The organism is Rhizobium sp. BK379, from assembly GCF_014193955.1.
Classification (GTDB): Bacteria; Pseudomonadota; Alphaproteobacteria; order Rhizobiales; family Rhizobiaceae; genus Rhizobium.
Window position 1 is genome coordinate 67,981 of record NZ_JACIAD010000006.1, and the last position, 19,182, is coordinate 87,162.

Annotated in this window: 17 protein-coding genes and 1 tRNA gene; 12 read left to right on the forward strand and 6 right to left on the reverse strand. The window is 53.2% G+C overall.

Annotated elements, in window-relative coordinates:
* The first annotated feature begins 3 nt into the window (after nt 1-3).
* The 11 genes from FHT93_RS24340 to FHT93_RS36045 are packed head-to-tail and all read left to right on the forward strand — an operon-like array spanning nt 4 to nt 13,026.
* Entirely contained in the window at nt 4-1,287 is a 1,284-nt protein-coding gene (locus FHT93_RS24340) for an oligosaccharide flippase family protein (protein WP_113015615.1), read from the forward strand.
* A complete protein-coding gene (locus FHT93_RS24345; RefSeq protein ID WP_113015614.1) occupies nt 1,284-2,720 on the forward strand; it encodes a hypothetical protein in 1,437 nt (478 codons plus the stop codon). Before FHT93_RS24340 ends, FHT93_RS24345 begins: the two co-directional genes overlap by 4 nt.
* A complete protein-coding gene (gene hisH / locus FHT93_RS24350; RefSeq protein ID WP_113015613.1) occupies nt 2,717-3,340 on the forward strand; it encodes an imidazole glycerol phosphate synthase subunit HisH in 624 nt (207 codons plus the stop codon). The genes FHT93_RS24345 and hisH overlap by 4 nt, the downstream gene beginning before the upstream one ends.
* Nucleotides 3,341-3,347: 7 nt before the next feature.
* Entirely contained in the window at nt 3,348-4,109 is a 762-nt protein-coding gene (locus tag FHT93_RS24355; RefSeq protein WP_113015612.1) for an AglZ/HisF2 family acetamidino modification protein, read from the forward strand.
* A 22-nt stretch (nt 4,110-4,131) separates the two neighbouring features.
* Complete coding sequence (locus FHT93_RS24360; RefSeq protein WP_113015611.1) at nt 4,132-5,238, forward strand: N-acetyl sugar amidotransferase; 1,107 nt, start codon at nt 4,132-4,134, stop codon at nt 5,236-5,238.
* Between the two features lie 10 nt (nt 5,239-5,248).
* On the forward strand, nt 5,249-7,267 hold the full coding sequence (locus tag FHT93_RS24365; RefSeq protein WP_183849791.1) for an acyltransferase family protein: 2,019 nt from the start codon (nt 5,249-5,251) through the stop codon (nt 7,265-7,267).
* A gap of 10 nt (nt 7,268-7,277) precedes the next feature.
* Nucleotides 7,278-8,486 (forward strand): glycosyltransferase family 4 protein, encoded by a 1,209-nt coding sequence (locus FHT93_RS24370; protein ID WP_113015609.1) that lies wholly within the window; start codon nt 7,278-7,280, stop codon nt 8,484-8,486.
* A gap of 13 nt (nt 8,487-8,499) precedes the next feature.
* The gene (locus FHT93_RS24375) at nt 8,500-9,531 is read left to right on the forward strand and encodes a polysaccharide biosynthesis protein (RefSeq protein ID WP_113015608.1); all 1,032 of its coding nucleotides are present in this window, start codon (nt 8,500-8,502) and stop codon (nt 9,529-9,531) included.
* Nucleotides 9,528-10,637 (forward strand): NAD-dependent epimerase/dehydratase family protein, encoded by a 1,110-nt coding sequence (locus tag FHT93_RS24380; RefSeq protein WP_113015607.1) that lies wholly within the window; start codon nt 9,528-9,530, stop codon nt 10,635-10,637. Before FHT93_RS24375 ends, FHT93_RS24380 begins: the two co-directional genes overlap by 4 nt.
* Nucleotide 10,638: 1 nt before the next feature.
* Entirely contained in the window at nt 10,639-11,778 is a 1,140-nt protein-coding gene (gene wecB, locus FHT93_RS24385; RefSeq protein ID WP_113015606.1) for a UDP-N-acetylglucosamine 2-epimerase (non-hydrolyzing), read from the forward strand.
* Between the two features lie 12 nt (nt 11,779-11,790).
* On the forward strand, nt 11,791-13,026 hold the full coding sequence (locus FHT93_RS36045; protein WP_113015605.1) for a glycosyltransferase family 4 protein: 1,236 nt from the start codon (nt 11,791-11,793) through the stop codon (nt 13,024-13,026).
* A 529-nt stretch (nt 13,027-13,555) separates the two neighbouring features.
* On the opposite strand, the gene FHT93_RS24395 is transcribed toward FHT93_RS36045, so the two are convergent.
* Both FHT93_RS24395 and FHT93_RS24400 read right to left on the reverse strand, forming a co-directional pair.
* A complete protein-coding gene (locus FHT93_RS24395) occupies nt 13,556-14,926 on the reverse strand; it encodes a hypothetical protein (RefSeq protein WP_113015604.1) in 1,371 nt (456 codons plus the stop codon).
* Between the two features lie 1,016 nt (nt 14,927-15,942).
* A tRNA-Val gene (locus tag FHT93_RS24400) sits at nt 15,943-16,018 on the reverse strand.
* 159 nt (nt 16,019-16,177) lie between these two features.
* On the opposite strand from FHT93_RS24400, the gene FHT93_RS24405 reads away from it, so the two are divergent.
* Nucleotides 16,178-16,792 carry a class I SAM-dependent methyltransferase gene (locus tag FHT93_RS24405; RefSeq protein WP_183849793.1) on the forward strand — a complete coding sequence of 205 codons (615 nt, stop codon included), beginning with the start codon at nt 16,178-16,180 and terminating at the stop codon, nt 16,790-16,792.
* A gap of 14 nt (nt 16,793-16,806) precedes the next feature.
* On the opposite strand, the gene FHT93_RS24410 is transcribed toward FHT93_RS24405, so the two are convergent.
* From FHT93_RS24410 to FHT93_RS24420, 4 genes are all read right to left on the reverse strand, one after another.
* A complete protein-coding gene (locus FHT93_RS24410) occupies nt 16,807-17,832 on the reverse strand; it encodes an NAD-dependent epimerase/dehydratase family protein (RefSeq protein ID WP_183849795.1) in 1,026 nt (341 codons plus the stop codon).
* Between the two features lie 377 nt (nt 17,833-18,209).
* Nucleotides 18,210-18,581 carry a hypothetical protein gene (locus FHT93_RS24415; RefSeq protein WP_183849797.1) on the reverse strand — a complete coding sequence of 124 codons (372 nt, stop codon included), beginning with the start codon at nt 18,579-18,581 and terminating at the stop codon, nt 18,210-18,212.
* A 232-nt stretch (nt 18,582-18,813) separates the two neighbouring features.
* On the reverse strand, nt 18,814-18,936 hold the full coding sequence (locus tag FHT93_RS35960) for a hypothetical protein (RefSeq protein ID WP_281413580.1): 123 nt from the start codon (nt 18,934-18,936) through the stop codon (nt 18,814-18,816).
* Nucleotides 18,937-18,938: 2 nt separating this feature from the next.
* Nucleotides 18,939-19,145 carry a hypothetical protein gene (locus FHT93_RS24420; RefSeq protein WP_113212117.1) on the reverse strand — a complete coding sequence of 69 codons (207 nt, stop codon included), beginning with the start codon at nt 19,143-19,145 and terminating at the stop codon, nt 18,939-18,941.
* Nucleotides 19,146-19,182: the final 37 nt, after the last annotated feature.

The following is a 19,182-nucleotide window of genomic DNA, read 5'->3' on the forward strand; positions in this document are numbered from 1 at the left end:
TAGATGTTCAACCTGCAGGTCATTCGTTCGGTATTCGTATTCACTGCCACGAATGCATTGGCCTCGGGACTTCCACTGCTTCTTTTGCCGATCCTGACGCGAGTGCTTTCGCCAGAGGACTACGGTCTCGTCGCTATGTATTCCGTGTTCTTAACGGCACTTGGAGCACTGACCGGACTGAGCGTTCACGGCGCTGTCGGGATGCGTTACTTTGATCGTGCCGAGATTGATTTTCCCAAATATGTGGGTTCGTGCCTGGCAATATTGGTTGTGACGACGAGTGTCGTTTTCGTTTCAGTCACTCTTCTCCAGGTTCCCTTAATCGCTTTGACCAATCTGCCGGGAAAATGGCTGCTGATCGCGGTGATAACCTCTGGGATGCAGTTCCTCCTGCTGACAATGCTTTCGATCTTCCAGTCTGCAAAGCAAGCCGGCATGTTCAGCCTGCTTCGAATTGGTCAGGCTGTAATTGATGCCCTGCTATCTCTGGTGCTTGTCGTTTCTTTTGGTCTTGCGTGGGAGGGACGGCTAATCGGTATGTCCGTGGCGATCGCCATTCTCGGCACAATATCGCTGGGGATACTATTTTACGGTCGCTGGATCGATCTCAATATTCGAGTCGACTACGTGCGAAACGCCTTGAAGTTCGGTGTTCCCCTCGTTCCCCATGTTGTCGGTGGCATGCTTATCGCCATGGTCGATCGGCTGTTGATCACCAATTTTCTCGATCTCGCGAGCACTGGCATCTATATGGTCGCTATCCAAATCGGATTGGGTGTGAATTTGCTTTCGGACGCTTGCAGCCGTGCGGTGTCACCGTGGCTGATCGAGGCGATTAAGGAGAATAGACATCAGAAGAACGTGCTCATTGCGAAATTCTGTATGATCTATTTTGCTGCTCTTCTCATCTTAGCGATGATGGTGGGGTTTTTTGCCCCTTGGATCCTTCCGTTCCTTGTTGGTCAGGCGTTTACGAACGCGTCTTCTTTCGTGATGCTCATTGCACTGGGTCAGGCTTTTGGAGGTATGTATCTGGTTGTCGCCAATGTGGTCTTCTATCGCGAAAAGACAGCATATCTTGCCGGCATTACGATATCTTGCGGCGTATTGAATCTCGCGCTGGCTTACTTGCTCCTACATGTCGAAGGCCTGCCGGGTGTCGCCCAGGCCTATGCCATTGCGCAGCTCTTGATGTTTTTGTCAGTCTGGATTTTTTCGCAAAAGTTGCATCCACTGCCATGGTTCGAAGCATTGCGGTCTCTGTTTTGGGGAAAGCTGGTCTCATGACACAAGAGACTAATCTCACGGAAGCTGAGGTCAGCGCAATCGTGCGCTCATTTGAGGAGCGATGGGATCTTTTTTCGAAACTTGTTGACGGCGTCTGCTTATGGCAGCTCATCCGCTTTGAAGTGTCGTTGCGGAAACAGCGGGGAGGGCTTGTTCGCGCTTCGTTGTCACGCAAACGACTGATCACTGGCGCACTTATTGGTGTCCTGCAGTATCTTTTGCCGAGCCGACATTACCATTACCTCTGCAAGACCTATGATTCCGCCCATCGCGGCATGCAGGGAGACCAATCGGTCGACATCTACTTTGACGCCTTGTGTGACGAGATCGACGGCGGTGCCAAGATGTCTTCATACGATGCCGCCGGCTTTGAAGATACAATCGCGAGGGCGAAGCGCAGTCCAGTCTTCGACGATACGTCGCTTATCGTTCTTAGTGCAGTTCTCGGTCGCTATTTTCCTTACAAGAAAACAGACCCAGTCTTCGATCTGCTTGCCAAGGCGCTTGCCCTTGAGTTCGGCTACAACGATTACACGGCTGGGCGCTTGGCGAGGCAGTATAATGTGTTTCGTTGGCGGTCTTATCTATACGGGCTGGTTCTCAAAAAATTTATGCCAGTTATAGTTCTGGCGCCTGATAGCGGCCAATTTGCATTGATGGATGCGTGCCGAAACCGAAAAGTGGGATTTGTTGAGCTGCAGCACGGCGTGTTCACCGCAGTCCACCCCAATGTTCTGCCAAAGGAATTGCCGTCGCAGGCGAGTGTCATCAAGCCTTCGATCCTTGCCGCTTATGGAAATTATACCCGCGAGGTACTTCTGGGCACTGCACTGGAAGCAGATGGCCGGATCGAAGCCGTGGGTGCGCCCTTCATAGAGCGCGCGCGGATGCTACGCGATTCGACTTTCCAACCGGCTGAAGAGGTGAAAGTTACGATCACGACCCAGGGTGTCGCTACGGAACAATTATGTCAGTTCGTTACTGTATTCCTGCAGAATGCAAATTTGCCGATGAAGATTTATATAAAGCTCCATCCCGCATACGACGTTGAAGAGGAATTGTATGTTCGCTATCTCGGGTCGGAGCCGCGAGTGGAAATTATCTCGGGAAAATCAGCTCGTTCTACGCATGAATTGATCGCGCTTTCCGATCTGCATTTGAGCATCTCATCAGCTTCGCATTACGATGCGCTTGGAATCGGTACGCCCACTGGGATTATTCCTTTTGAAACTTATCAATCGGTTTCGTCAATATTGCAGCATGAGGGTGCGTTTCTGGTGGACAATCCTGAGAGGTTTGCAGCAATTGTCTCCAGGAGAGGTTGGCCGGCGGTGCCTCTAGAGACTAAGGATCATTTCTTTGCGAGTGGTTTCGTAGGTAATATGAAGCGAGTGCTGCAACAACGAGCAGAAGGTAACGAAGCGGCGAAATGACCGAAATCACCATCATCGACTATGGCACCAGTAATCTTGGTTCGATGCAGAACATGCTCAAGAAGCTGGGTGTCGGTTCACGCTTCGCAACTACGCCGGAAGATGTACTTTCTTCGGAGAAGATTATCTTGCCAGGGGTCGGCTCCTTCGATGCGGGCATGCGGACGCTGAAGGCTACCGGAATGATCGAGAGTTTAAATCATGTGGTTCTCGAGAAACAGGTTCCTATTCTCGGAGTTTGTCTCGGTATGCAGATGTTGGGTGCCGGGAGTGAAGAGGGCGTGGAGACGGGCCTGTGCTGGATCGATTCTCGTGCAATTCGGTTTGACAATGCAAGCAACCCCCAGATGCGCGTACCGCATATGGGCTGGAATGAGGTCGATGTGAGAAAACTCTCGCCACTGACGGAGGCAGCTCCCGGGCGGCCGCGGTTCTATTTTGCCAACTCCTATCACGTCGTTTGCAATGACCCTGCAGACGCCCTGTTGGAAACCGAATACGCTGGCCTGCGCTTCACATCGGGCATCGAGAGAGGCCACATTCGTGGCGCCCAGTTCCATCCTGAAAAGAGCCATCGCTACGGAATGTGGTTGCTCAAGAATTTTGCAGAAAATTGCTGAGGTTGAGATGCTCGCGACAAGAGTAATTCCCAGCCTGCTCCTAAAAGGTTCCGGGCTCGTCAAGACGACAAAATTCAAGAACCCTGTTTACATCGGCGATCCCATAAACGCGATCAAGATCTTCAACACCAAGGAAGTTGATGAGTTGGTGCTTCTGGATATCACCGCATCGAAGGATGGGCGGGGCCCTGCGTTTGAAACGATCAGAAACATTACAAATGAGTGTTTCATGCCGCTCTCCTACGGCGGCGGCATTCGATCTATCGATGATATTCGCGCGATCCTGAAGGCAGGTATCGAGAAGATTGTCGTCAATCATGCAGCGATCGCTGATCCGGAACTCATCAAGAAGGCCGCCTCGGAGTTTGGAAGCCAAGCCGTCATTGTCTCAATCGACGTGAAGAAGTCACTGTGGGGAGGTTACCAAGTCTATTCCTCAAGCGGCGCAAAGGTCTTGGAAAAAGATCCGGTCCGATGGGCCAGAACGGTTGAAGGACTGGGAGCCGGCGAGATTTACCTCACGGCTGTCGACCACGAAGGCACCATGAAAGGTTATGATCTGGAACTCATCCAGTCTATTTCCACTGTCGTCGGAATTCCGGTTATTGCGTCGGGAGGCGCCGCTACGATAGAAGACTTTCGAAAGGCAAAATCCCACGGTGGCGCGTCGGCTGTGGCTGCTGGTGCGATGTTCGTCTTTCAGGGGCCGCACAGAGCGGTTCTCATCACATATCCGCCTCGCGATGCGCTCGAACGCGCGCTCGGCTAAGCTTTCAGGAGATCCCGTGCCGATGATCGTTTGCACGCGTTGCATCATGGATACGACTGACCCGGATATCAAATTTGATACTGCCGGGGTCTGCAACCATTGCTATCGATATGACACGGTTTCGAAGACGCGCCTTGTCGCAGTGGAGGAACGCGAAAGCCGGTTGAATGCGCTGGTAACGGAGATCCAGCAGGCCGGCGCCGGCAGGGACTACGATTGCGTTATCGGTGTAAGTGGCGGCGTTGACAGCACCTATGTCGCCTGGCTCGTGAAAGACCTTGGATTGCGTCCCCTGGCCGTTCATCTCGACAACGGTTGGAATTCCGAACTCGCTGTCGCCAATATCGAAAAAACACTGAAAACCCTGAATATCGATCTGCACACACACGTTCTCAACTGGGACGATTTTAAGGATCTGCAGCTGTCCTTTCTCAAGGCCTCAACGCCTGACGGAGAGGTACCGACCGACCACGCGATATTTGCGCTCCTTTACAAATTTGCCGCGAAATATGGGCTACGCCACGTCATCACCGGCACGAATGTAATCTCTGAGGCGATCCTTCCCGAGAAATGGGGCTACGGTTACTTTGATTGGCGCTATGTTAAGAGCGTCCATCGCAAGTTTGGTCGTGCGAAACTCAGCAACTACCCTCACTTCTCGCTTTTGGATTTATTTTACTACGTCTTCCTAAGAAAAATACGGATGGTTTCCGTCTTGAATTTCGTCGAATACGACAAGAAGAAGGCGATGAGAGTTTTGGAGGATGATCTTGGCTGGGTGTATTATGGCGGGAAGCACTATGAATCCATATATACACGTTTCTACCAAGCGTATATTCTTCCGCAGAAATTCGATATTGATAAAAGGAAGGCTCATTACTCGAATTTGATACTGTCCGGGCAAATGACTCGGGATGAAGCCATCGAGGCGATGCTGCAGCCTGCCTACCCGGAACACATGCTGGAGGAAGATAGGGAGTACACGATCAAGAAGCTCGGCATGTCGGAGGAAAGCTTCGAGGCGATGATGCAGGCTCCCCGCAAGACGTTTGAAGATTATCCAAACAGTCACGGCTTCTTCGAGTTTGCCAAGAAGGTGGTGAACGCGACGCGTCAATATATCGGCTGATCCGTTTCCGATGCGCTATAGGCCCGAAATCGACGGTCTGCGGGCAATATCCGTTGTCGCAGTCGTTATTTTCCATGCAGAGTTCTTCTGGCGGGGCAAGCAAATCCTGCCGGGAGGATATCTTGGGGTCGACGTATTTTTTGTCATCTCCGGCTACCTGATTACCAGCATTCTTCTCGATGAGTTGGCTGGCGGTCGGGTGGATTTCTGGCGTTTCTATATGCGCCGCATTCGACGTATATTACCCGCCCTAAACGTCGTTATCGGCATTTCGACGCTGGCGGCTATTTGGCTTCTTCCACCGGATTCGCTGAAGGAGTTTTCGAGAAATGGCTTGGCCGCCCTGTCTTTTGTCGCAAATATATATCTATGGCTGACGCAGGATTATTTCTCTGAGGCGGCGGGCCTTTCAAGCCTCCTCCATCTCTGGTCGCTTTCGGTAGAGGAACAGTTCTATGTTGCTTATCCGCTGCTGCTTGGTCTCATTTATGGATTTAGTCTCGGGAAGCCCGCGAAATATCTGATCGGCCTCAGCACATTTTCGCTTATTCTTGCTCTTGGATTTCAACGTTCACAACCGGAGGGTGTATTTTATCTTGTTCAATTTCGCGCGTGGGAGCTGTTGGCCGGCTCCATAGTCGCTGCTGTTCTTAGGTATCGATCGCCGCTCGTCCTGACCGGGTTGTTCGGGAGCCGACTTTTTCCGTTGTTTGGAGGCATGGCGCTCCTGGTGGCTTTCGTTCTTGGTCAACCATTGGGCCTTGCAGGTTACGCCTTCACCGTTCTCTCAATTGTCGGCGCCTGCAGTATCATAGCTTTCTCGGGGAACGGCGATTGGATGAGCCGCCTGCTCTCCTCCCGTCCTTTCGTTGGTATAGGGCTCGTTTCCTATTCCCTCTACCTTTGGCACCAGCCGATATTCGCTTTTGCTCGTCACTATGCCATCGGCGAGCTTTCGAATTTGCAACGAGCTCTGCTGATCGCAACCGCAGTGACGATGGCGGTCTTGACTTGGTTGCTTGTTGAAAAGCCCTTCAGAAAATCGGTTGCGTTCAGCAATATGACGGTATTGGTGACATGTACCTCGACCACGGTGGTTCTTGCGATCATCTTGTCGGTAAATCTGGTCACCGAAGGGTTGCCACAACGCTATACACCAGACCAGCAAGCAATTATGTCAGTGTCAGCTGAACGCGGGACATTGAGCCTCAAGGGGCAAGACTGCAAATCGGCATCGATTGAAAAGGCTTGCATGATTGGCTTGCGGAGCATTCCTCCCACGTGGGCGGTGCTCGGTGACAGTCATGCCGAGACCCTTTCGGACGCGTTGTCGGGGCTTTTTGAAAAGCTTGGCGTGTCCGCCGAAATCCTCACCTATCCTGGCTGCCCGTATGTTTTGGGCGTCGATCCTGTCTATACAACGGAGCATTGTGCGAATTTTGCAAGCGCCGTTTTGGAAAAGCTAAAGAACGACCGCATTACCACTGTCGTGATAAACGATCGGGTCAATGCCTATATGGAGGGGACGCGATTTGACAACCATGAGGGTGGTGTAGAACCGGGTCAGCCGATTCCCGTGGAGGTGAGGGGGGTAACGCCAGCAAACGAGCTCGACCGGATCTCGGGAGTTCAAGGCGCGCTATCGAGCACGATACAAACATTGCTCGATAGCGGACTGACCGTGATCTACATCGCGCCGGTACCGGAGGTCGGCTGGAACGTGCCCCATACAGTGCTCAAACTGACTGCGACAGGAGCAATGCCGCTTACGACGGCGCGGCAGGCCTATCTTGATCGCAATCGAAGAGTATACGACGTCCTGCAGATGTTTGACGGCCGGTCGAATTTTCTCGCAGTCTATCCGGACGACGTTTTCTGCAACAAGGAAAGCGGGCGCTGCATCACTCACACCGCCAACCGATTGCTGTACACGGACACCGACCATCTTAGCCGGGAGGGCGCTACCATGCTCGTTGATTATATGACAGAGCAGCTACGGAAGTCTCGCATGATTCCAACGGAGCGATAGGACGGCAGACGTGAAAGTCCTCTTCATACATATGATCGGTACCTTCGGTGGTGCCTCACGCAGCCTCACGGAAGCTGTTCGGGCATTTCCGTCGTCTGTCGAGCCGCACTTCGTCACGCCCCGTGGCACCGTCATGCCGTTTTTCAGCAAGCTGGGGAAGGTTATCGCGGTCCGTGGTTTGAGCCAGTTCGATAATACCCAATATGGCTATTATCGGGGCGCGCGATGGATTGTCCTCTTGAGAGAAGTTCTCAACATTCCCGCAACCATCGCGGCCATCGGGCGCGCTCGTCGCCAATGGCCCGACATCGATCTGATCCACATCAACGAGTTCACCGGCATTTTCCCGATGTGGATTGCAAAACGAATGTATCAGGTACCGGTCGTGGTCCACGTCCGTTCTGTGGCGCGCAACGATGATCGTTCCTGGCGCACCACGTGGGTGAATTCGTTCTTGCGGCGAAATGCCAGTGCTATCATTGCAATTGACGAAACGGTTCGTCAAAGCCTGCCCGCAGATTTGGACGTGGAGGTTATTCATAACGCCTTCACGCCGAAGCCAATTGCTGATCCCGATCCCGCTTTTCGAACGGCTATGGCCAGAACGCGCCCCGGCTCGCTGAAAGTTGGCTTTGTTGGCAACCTTTTGAAGGTGAAGGGTATCCTCGACTTGGTCGAGGCGGCGCGAATTCTAAAAGACGGCGGCGTCGACGTCGAATACGTCATTATCGGTGACGACGCCCGCTCCTCAAAAACAATGCTTGCACGTATTCTCAGCCTTATCGGAATTAACCAGAATATCCGGGCAGAGGTGGAGGAGCGACTGCAAAGCTACGATTTGGCCAAGGATTTTCACCTGGTCGGTTTCATGTCGGATATCGCTCAAGCTTATCGTTCCATGGATGTGTTGTGTTTTCCATCGCACTATAACGCGCCAGGCCGCCCCGTATTCGAAGCCGCATTTTCCGCTATTCCCAGCATTGTTGCAGTGACAAATCCAACCAAAGATACTCTCATCGATGGCGAAACCGCATTGGCTGTTCCGCCACATGATCCCAAGAGGCTTGCGGCTGCGATTTCCACTCTCGCGAATGATCGTGATAGATCGAGAAAAATGGGTTTGGCGGCCTTTGAACTCGCGAAAATCAATTTCAGCGTGGATCAAAACGCTTTGAAGCTATATGCGGTATTCCGTCGATGCCTAGGATTGTCTGAATAGAGAAGTGGAAGAGATGTTTACAGACGCTTGTCTCCTGATCACCGGTGGCACTGGTTCATTCGGTCATGCAGTGATGCGCCGTTTCCTGGACAGCGAGATACGTGAGATTCGCATATTCAGCCGTGATGAGAAAAAGCAGGATGACGTTCGCAAGGCGTTCAACAACGACAAGCTTAAGTTCTACATCGGCGATGTGCGGGATTATTCAAGCGTTCTGAACGCCACGCGCGGCGTCGACTACATCTTTCACGCAGCAGCGCTGAAGCAGGTCCCGTCATGTGAGTTTCATCCGCTTGAAGCGGTCAAAACGAATGTGCTCGGCACCGAAAATGTGCTTGAGGCCGCAATCATCAACGGCGTCAAGCGTGTCGTCTGCCTGAGCACAGACAAGGCGGTCTATCCGATCAACGCCATGGGAATTTCCAAGGCGTTGATGGAAAAGGTCATGGTTGCCAAGTCGAGGAATCTCAACAATGGTACCGTGATCTGCGGTACGCGTTATGGCAATGTTATGGCTTCGCGCGGATCGGTTATTCCGCTTTTTGTCGAGCAGATTCTGGCGGGCAGTCCGCTGACGATCACGAACCCCGCAATGACCCGGTTCATGATGACGCTCGATGACGCCATCGATCTTGTCCTCTATGCTTTCGAGCGTGGCAACAACGGCGATATTTTCGTCCAGAAAGCACCGGCAGCGACAATTGAAGTACTCGCTGAAGCTATCCGGACTGTCACGAATAACCAGTCTCATCCCGTACAGGTCATGGGAACACGCCACGGTGAGAAGCTCTATGAAACGCTTCTTAGCGCCGAGGAGATGGCCTCGGCTGAGGATCTTGGCGATTATTTTCGCGTTGTGCCCGACCTTCGCGATCTGAATTACGCGAAATATGTCGAAGAGGGCGAAGCGAAGATTTCCGAAAGCCAAGATTATAATTCGCACACGACGACCCGGCTGGATGTCGATGCCATGATCAAGCTGTTGCATAAGCTCAGTTTCGTCGAGCAACTGCGGGCAGGCAAACCGATAAGGTTCGATGTATGAGCAGGACGGTTGTCATCACCGGTGCAAACGGTTTTATCGGCACAAATCTGGCTGTTCGGCTTCGAGAACGGGGCATCGACGTTCGAGAGGTTGCCCGGGATCTCGATGTTGCAAAAATGGCAAGTGTGCTCGAGGGGGCGTCTATGGTCTTCCATTGCGCAGGCGTCAACCGACCACTGGATGATACCGAATTTGCGATTGGCAATGTGGGGATCACCGAGCGTCTCTGCCAAGCGCTGGAGAACCTCAAGGCCGAAATTCCGGTCATATACACTTCATCGATCCAGGCCCTCAGTGACAATCCTTATGGGCGCAGCAAGCAACAGGCAGAAAAGGTCATTCGCGCATATGCCTCTAGAGCCGGGGTGGGATGCGCCATCTATCGTCTGCCGAACGTCTTCGGAAAGTGGAGCCGACCGGCCTATAATTCTGTGGTGGCGACGTTCTGCCATAACATTTTGAATGGCCTGCCTATCACGATCCACGATCCTGCATCAGCGATGCAACTCGTCTACATCGATGATCTGGTCGCAGAGTTCATCGATCGCCTTGAGAACGGCCTGCCCGAGAACGAATATCCGTCTGTTAAGCCGGTCTATTCAACAACCGTTGGTGAACTGGCAGAGACGCTCCGGTCCTTTCACGTTAGTCGAGAGACGCTGAACCCCGGCGGGGTCGGCGACGGGCTGCGGCGAGGTCTTTACGCAACGTTTCTTTCATTCATGAAGCCGGAGCATTTCGCGTATGATCTCGTCACTCACCGCGATCCGCGGGGCGAGTTTGCCGAAATGCTCCGAACTGAAAATGCCGGCCAGTTTTCGTTCTTTACAGCCCATCCTGGTGTGACGCGCGGCGGACACTACCATCATACAAAGAACGAGAAATTTCTCGTGGTCCAAGGTAAGGCGCAGTTCAGGTTCCGTCATGTCTTGAGCAACGAGACGGCGCAGCTTTTCACCGAGGGGAGCACGCCTCGCATTGTTGAGACTGTCCCAGGCTGGGCACATGACATTACTAATGTCGGTAAGGACACGATGATCGTCCTATTATGGGCGAATGAAAACTTCGATCCGGAAAAGCCAGATACAATCGTCAAGCAGGTCTGAAATGCCCGAGAAAAAATTGAGAGTTGTGACGGTTGTTGGCACGCGACCCGAAATCATTCGGTTGTCGCGCGTCATCGCAAAATTGGACGAACATTGTGATCACGTGCTCGTCCATACCGGACAGAACTATGATTACGAACTGAATGAAATTTTCTTCAACGATCTTGGCGTTCGCAAGCCGGACCATTTCCTGAACGCTGCAGGAAAGAATGCGGCCGAGACCATCGGAAAGATCATTGCTGCATGCGATGACGTCTTAGATATTGTCCAACCCGAGGCCTTGCTGGTTTTAGGGGATACCAACAGTTGTCTGTCTGTGATCGCCGCAAAGAGGCGCAAGATCCCGATATTCCACATGGAGGCCGGGAATCGATGCTTCGATCAGCGCGTACCCGAGGAGATCAATCGCAAGATTGTTGATCATACAGCCGATATCAATCTGACCTATTCGACCATCGCGCGTGAATATTTGCTGCGCGAGGGCTTGCCACCCGACCGTGTGATAAAGACAGGCAGCCCGATGTTTGAAGTTCTCAATCACTACATGCCTTCAATTGAGAAATCCGATGTCTTGAGCCGGTTTGGCTTGGAGCCACGGCGATATTTTGTGGTGAGCTCTCATAGAGAGGAAAATATCGAGCCCGACGTTAGCTTTAAAAAGCTGGTTGAGACCTTGAATGCAATTGCAGAGCGCTACGCCATACCGTTGATCGTCTCCGCCCATCCACGGACGCGAAAGCGAATTGACGCGGCCGGACTACCGTTTCATCCTTTGATCAACATATCAAAGCCACTTGGCTTTTTTGATTATGTCAACCTTCAGCAGAATGCACGCGTCGTGTTGTCTGATAGCGGTACAATCAGTGAAGAAGCATCAATACTCAATTTTCCCGCGTTGAATATTCGTGAGGCCCATGAGCGGCCCGAGAGTATGGAAGAGGCCGCCGTTGTTATGACAGGGCTGTCGCAAACTCGCATTCTGCAGGCGCTTGATGTGGTTGAAGCACAGCATTCGTCCACAGGCCGCGCATTCAGGCTGGTGTCTGACTACAGCATGCCAAACGTTTCCGACAAGGTCGTTAGGGTCATCTATAGCTACACGGATTACGTGAACCGTCTCGTCTGGCGTACGACTGAATAGGCCGGGACCGTTGTGAAGATCCTCGTCGTTACACAATATTTTTGGCCGGAAGGGTTCAGAATCAACGATCTTGTGACTGGTCTCGTTGATCGCGGGCATGAGGTCACCGTGCTGACTGGAAAACCCAACTATCCCTCCGGCAAAATCTTTCCGGAATATTTGCAGGATCCATCCGCGTTCGCCAGCTATAACGGGATTCCGGTTGTCAGGATACCGATGTTGGCAAGGGGAGCGCGGGCGATCACTTTGCTATTCAATTATACAAGCTTTGCTCTTTGCGCCTCGCTCATTGGCGCATTCAAGCTGCGGGGCAGAAAGTTCGACGCAATATTCGTATACGAACCGTCGCCTATTTCTGTCGGCTTTCCCGCCATCGCCCTGCGCTGGTTAAAAAAAGCACCGGTTGCCTTCTGGGTATTGGATCTATGGCCTGAGAGCCTAGAGGCCACTGGCGCGGTCCGCTCAAAGTTTGTACTGAGGCAGGTCGGGAAGGTTGTCAAATTTATCTACGACCGTTGCGATTTGATACTTGCACAATCACGCAGCTTCGTCCCCGAAATTGCGCGCTTCGATCAACTGCCAGACAAGATAGCTTATTTTCCAAGCTGGGCCGATAAGGTCGACTGCAATGTTGAGGAGGAGCCAGCTTCCGAAATTCCTGCAGATAGAGAAAAATTCTCCATTGTCTTCACAGGGAACATCGGGGAAGCTCAAGATTTCGGCGCTGTTCTGGATGCTGCGGAATGGTTGAAACACAACAAGGCGGTTCGCTGGATCATTGTCGGTGACGGAAGGATGGCTTCTTGGGTCCGCAAGGAGGTAGAGCGCCGCCAGCTACAAGATTGCGTTCTGCTTCCGGGTCGCTTTCCGCTTGAGCGTATGCGATCCTTTTACATGCACGCCGATGCATTGCTCGTTTCATTGAAAGCAGAGCCGATTTTCTCGATGACTATTCCCGGAAAATTGCAATCATACCTCGCCGAAGGGCTACCCATCCTCGCCATGCTAAATGGTGAGGGCGCAAATGTCCTAACCCGCGCCCGCGCTGGCTTTGCTTCTCCCGCGGGCAACGGGGCAGCGTTAGCTAAGTCTGTACTTAAGATGATGAGTATGAGTAAGCACGATCGGTCTCAGATGGGGCGTAATGGACTTATGCTCAGCGAAAAGGATTTCAACCGAGATAGTCGTATCGACGAGTTGAGCAGGCTCTTGGAAGGTCTGCGCTTTGCTCAACACAACAGGCAATAAAAAGCTCGTCGCCTTCGAGTCACGTCAGCGTTGCGCGCGAGCGCGCCTCGATAGGGGAAAAGGAGTTTTCAACGGTGAGGTTGACCTTGCCTCCCCTGAAATTGGTAATCCGATTTAGGATGAGCCGGCGGTGACTGGCCAAGGCCCGGTTCGACGGACAGAGCTACTTCCGGCCACCTGCGTCGGCAGAAAAAGCCCGCCGAATCGGGCTAGTTTCGGGGGAACTAACAGGGCGGGCAGTGTACGAAATACGTTGCCACACGATCCTTGCACTCAACTTTGAGACGCGCGCAAAGTTCCGAGGAGCTCAATGATGTCTCCGTTTAGGGCGATTCAGAAGATATATGGAGGGCAGGCACCACGTTCACGAGCCGGCCTGTTTTTGGGGCGTGAATTTCGGGCCACTGAATTGGTTCGCGCATGTCGGCGGTAAATGCTAACACGAGGCCGAAAATGCATACACCTGCGATAACGATAGCAGAGATGCGAACCATAATTGTCCTCTGGTTGGGTTTCCGTTTTGTTGGTATTATTCTTCCTCTCCGCATGTTTTGCTGCGTGAGAAGGCTTGAGACCCATTGCCGATGAGTAGGAAACCTAGAGCAAACATCCCGTTGCTGGGATGGAATATGCTTCCCCAACTCATCATCAACCATACCATTACCGACAACACCGCTACCGCCCATACATCGTTATCCTTGACGTGGCGATAGCACCGCTCGATCAAGAAGACGATAATCCCGAAAGCGGGGATGCCGTATGTCGCCACCATGCGGGTGAGGAATGAAACGGAGTCCGATCGCACCTGTCCAGCGTTGATGATGTTTTTCAGCGCACTGGCAGCAAGTTCGCTTCCATACCCCATCAGATAGGGGCTGCTCCAAAATAACTTCATGTGCTCCCCCCAGAGCCAGGGGCGATACATCTGGCGGTAGATGTCAGTAGCCGACATATCGGTCTGCCCGCGTAGGAACATGCGCGACACGATGCTCCAGTCCTGCAGCGAATATAAGAGGATTGGCGATAAGGCGACTAGGATGGTAATTCCAATGGTCATAAAAAGCGCAACAGCAACTCTGAGGCGCGGGCGCTGCGGCAACAGGCTCATTATTGCTATTGTTGCGGAGAATAGTGCCAAACTGACGAAAACAGCTCGAACGAATGACAAGGTCGCGAAGTAGAGTGCGGATGCCGCCGTCGCCATCTCCAACGGGTTTGGACGAAAGCGTCTGACAATCACCAGGAGGATCAGTAGCGAGAATATTCCAGATGTGGCGATGTTTGGAGTTGCCGAGATACGCCATGGCTGGAATGCGACTGCAGTCTGATTCGGCAAGATACCCCAAGCGTTGATGTTCAAACCATCTCGATCTTGTTCGGGCAAAGCAAGTTCGACGCTATTCCCTTTGGCAGCTTCCGGCGGAGCTATATGCTGCATCAGCCACGGTTGTTCCTCATAGGAAGGCTGCATCAAAAAGGAAATGCAGCCGGTGCTGTAGAATATCAAGGTCAGAGCGAAAACCGCTCGGGCGCTGATCCCCACCTCGTCTCGGCACGCCCATCCTGCGACCCACACGATCAGAAAGACAGGTGGGATAGCTCCAAAATCCCGCTGGATGATTAACCAGACGGCGCTGACAATTCCGAAAAAAGCGATTGGCCGCGCCTTCCCGAAAAGAAGGTTCTCGAGTGTCTGCCTGAAGCGAAGCAGCGGCATAAGAAGACTGGGACCAACAAGTAGCCAATAGACAACATCGCCGCGCGAGATGATTTGTTCCTGCCCAATGAAGATAGCCATGGATAGGGAAATCGCGATGAAGACAAGAACGTCTCCGCCTCGCTTGTACCACGTCCAGACGCCGGTCGCTGGACGAGGAAGAAAAATTGCTAGATCTGCCACGATGTCTCCCAAAGGTACGCAACAAGATTGCATTCAGCTGCGCTCGACTCGCGCCACTACACGTTGTTATCGCAAATGCTAACTCTCGCGGCAAGCGTAGATATTAGTTGTCACTTAAGCGAGGCCTTTTGCAGTACTTCGCAGCGATATCTCAACTCGACGGTTGACGGAGAAAGACACAGCGGAGTTGAAAGGCTGACTACGCGGGATGCCGGCCATCCCCCTCGAGGGCCTGTATCGGGACGCACGTCCGCCTCCTACCTCACCACACCAAAGGAAGTGACAATGACCGCAAGCAATTCCGCGGCGTCGAGCATGCCAGGGTGACACTGCAGAGGGATACGTCGAGATGCCTGCTGACACGCCTGTCGCGGCAGTTGCGCCATGTGGGGTGGCCGTCACGCACGATTTATTCGAATTGTGGGATGGATGGCAGTATCCGCTGCACGCTGCCGAACATCAACTTGATTGTCTGCTGAAACGACCCCTGTGATAACTTGTCTTGCACGATTATTCGGACGGCTCGATCCTTGACCGTTTAGCGTGTGCGCGAAGCCGGACCATATCAGTTGCACGATCTCGGATTTGTGCAAACTCAGTTTCTAGCCGTTTATAAATCGGCAAGTACTTGTAACCCTCGTGACCCAACTGCACGATAATTTCCGCAAGACGGTCCAATGCTCGCTTGATCCGCGCAGGGGTGATCGGCCTTGCCTCCTCCGAATACGTTATATTGCCGGCGCATCTACGGCGCCGAATTCGTGTCATACGTCCCCCTCCTGAGCCTCGTTCTCGATCTATCAGAATAAAACGAGAAGAATGAGGCTATGCCGCGAAAAGGCCGGCTCGAGCGTGGATTTCGCTTGTATCGGTAGCTTGAAAGGTGAGGGGAGCGTTTCAGGTTTCCCTTTAGAATCAACGGCCATTTGGGGCTCGCAGGTGAGGGGACTTGCGTCCGTTGACGGAGCTTAACAAGCTGAAATCATTAGGAAAATATAGGATTTTTGAAAAGGAAATGGTGGGCGATGAGAGACTCGAACTCCCGACATCCTCGGTGTAAACGAGGCGCTCTACCAACTGAGCTAATCGCCCTCGATGCTCTGTGTCATCGTTCGGTGAAGCGTCTCTAACGATATTGATAAAGAACCGCAAGCCTCTTTTTGAGTTTCTGCGCAATTTGCTTGTGGGTGTCGCTCTTCCCCACTGTGGGTATTCTCTGTAGAGGTGCGGTTGAAAAAATTCGGAGCGAAAATGACGACGCGAGAGCAGCGAGCGGCCCTTCGGCAAAGCACCCCCCGGACCTTTTTAGAATATGTCCACACGGAGCAGGCGAGATTGCTGCCCGATCGTGCCAAGCTTCTCGACAATCTGCCGAAAGGTGGGGTCGTTGCCGAGTTAGGTGTTGCGGAGGGTGCCTTCAGCGAGGAGATACTGGCACGAAACCAGCCGAGGCAGCTCCACCTCATCGATCCCTGGAACATGGATCGATACTCAGAAGGCCTCGAGATCATCAATGGCAAATTCGGATCGGAAATCACTGAAGGCCGTGTTGTGATTCGACAGGGCACGTCGCTCGACATGTTGTCACAATTCGATGACGAGACCTTCGATTGGGTCTATATCGATACCGATCATTCCTTTGCGCTGACATGGGAGGAGCTTCTGCTCGCAGATCGCAAAGTGAAGCAGGACGGCCGTATTGCCGGGCACGATTTCTGCACGGGGAACACAGTCAAACCGGTGGTCTACGGGGTCGTGGAGGCGGTCAACAAGTTCTGCGTCGAGCGTGGCTGGCGCTTCGAGTTTCTGACGCTCGAGCCTGACGCGCATTTTTCATACTGCCTCAAGCGCATCGGGGCACCGTGATGGCCGTCAGAAGCTTAGGTGTCGATCGTGCCGAGTTCCCGCCTGGCTTCCAGATACCACTCGACGAAAGCCTTGGTGCCCGTTTCTAAAGAGGTTTCCGGTCGATAGCCCGTCAGGGCGTGGAGAAGATCCGGGCTTGCAAAGGTGCGCGGCACGTCGCCCTTCTGCATGGGAAGCATGATACGTTTTGCTCCATGCCCCATCGCGTTTTCCACGTTTTCGACGAAGTCCATGAGGCTGACCGGCTGGCCGCCGCCAATATTGACGATGCGGAAGGGGGCCTGATGCGAAAGGGTTTCAATTCCCGCATCGGCGACGCGGTTGGTTTCCGAGGGAATGATACCGGACAACCTGACCACGGCCTCAACCAGATCGTCGATATAGGTGAAATCACGGCTCATATTGCCGTTGCCGTATATCTCGATCGGCTTGTTCTCGATCATGTTCTTAACGAACTTGAAGAGCGCCATATCGGGCCGGCCCCAGGGGCCATAGACGGTAAAGAAACGGAAGGCCGTGGTGGGAATCTTGTGGAGATGCGAATAGCTGTGCGCCATCACCTCCATCGATTTCTTGCTGGCGGCATAGAAGCTCAGAGGCTCGTCGGCGCGGTCGGTTTCGCGGAATGGGACAGTCGTATTGGCGCCGTAGATCGATGAGGTCGAAGCAAGCATGAGATGGCGCAGCTCGATGCGACTGGCGAGCTCCAGAATGTTCCAGGAGCCCTCGATATTCGAACGCAGATAGGCGTGCGGATTTTCGTTGCTGTAACGCACGCCGGCCTGTGCGGCGAGGTGAATGAGAACATCCGGCTTTGCAGCCGAAATGGCGGCTTCCAGCGCTGCCTTGTCTTCGAGCATGGCGATGACGGGGCGGAAGGCAGGATACTGCGCCAGCGCGGCATGACGCATCTCCTTCAGCCTGACATTATAATAGCGTGTCAGGCCGTCGAAGCCGGTTACCTCATGTCCATCCTGCAACAGCCGGCGTGCCAGATGGAAGCCGATGAAGCCTGCCGTTCCCGTAATGAAGTAGCGCATTTCTACCTTTTTCTCGGGCGCCTGCCGATGGCAAAGTAACCGAATCCGTATTTGACCGCCTCACTTATCGGATAGACGCTCCCGAGATCAACAATCATCTGGATCTTCGGGACTTTTAAGCGGTTCAAGACGAGCGCAATCGCATGTCATGAGCCAGCCAACGGTGCGAAAGCCTTCCTAGGATGCCGCTCATAAACAACAGCCGGCTGAATTCCGTTGTTCATCGTCGATCGGCCGGAGATCCGGTAGAGCAGATCGCCGGGGCTAGGTCAGAGCGGCATTGCCCATAGCTGCATAGGTTCAGGCTCGGGGACGGAGCGTCGGTGGCGTATGGGGTCTCCCGCCGCCAATGTCGAATCCTGATTGCGTGAATATCTTCATCGCTTGAGCACCCAAACGGTCTTGCCGCTCTGCGATGCTTCGATACCGGCTTTCGTCCGCGTCAATTGAAGGCATTTCTCGGCATCTCCCGGCCGTGGCCTAATGCAAATCCCGCCCGGCGCGGCCCTCCACGTTGGGCTTATACTCACCAGGCTGTCGCTGATGGTCCCGCCGCCATCTGGACGAAACACAAGAATGTTCGAGGCTCTTCGTTTGACGACAACCATTTCCCAGGGCTTGCCGTCGGCGATCACGCTGGAAAGAGGTTCTTCGGCTTGCGCTGGCGCACCGGCGAAAATCGAGAAGGCGATCAATGGTATGAAAAATCGGCAAACAGAGTAGTCGCGCAGCAAGCGAACTATGCGCATTCGGTGTTCCTTTGCGTGAGAATGACCCTCTCAGGCGGGTCGCGATTGAGGAGAAAAGTGAGTGGGGAGAATATGGTGATATCCTGATGCCGCGGGTGATTTGTGGAGATATTCTCCATCGCGGCCGGCATTATCTCTCCGCATAACCGTTACGTGCCGGTTCATGCTGCATGTTTGCGAAAGCAGGAAAGATCGCAATGCATCTGATATCCAATCTATCGTTTGTGCATCCTCACAGTGCAAGCCGCTCCGAAAACAAAATGAGCATCACGATCGGTCCGCCGAGAAGCGCACCGAACAGGATGGTCGCGAATAACAGGTTCGCGAGCAGGTGAAGCATGGTCTTGCGTCTCATGGCTAAACGCCGATCCGTCTTGCGGATTCAAACAATTCGGGTCGCAGGTTCATGCCCGCCATCCGCGCCTTTGCTATGTCTGCACCGACGAGCCTCCCGAAGAGAATGATCAGCCTTCGCACCGTGCCGATGCCGATCACGACGGCATTTTGAATGGATGCGATAACCGCGAATGCCGCGGTTGGTCCTGCCGCTCGTTTTGAGGCCATGCGTTGTTCCTAGTTGAAAGCCGATGAGATCATGCCA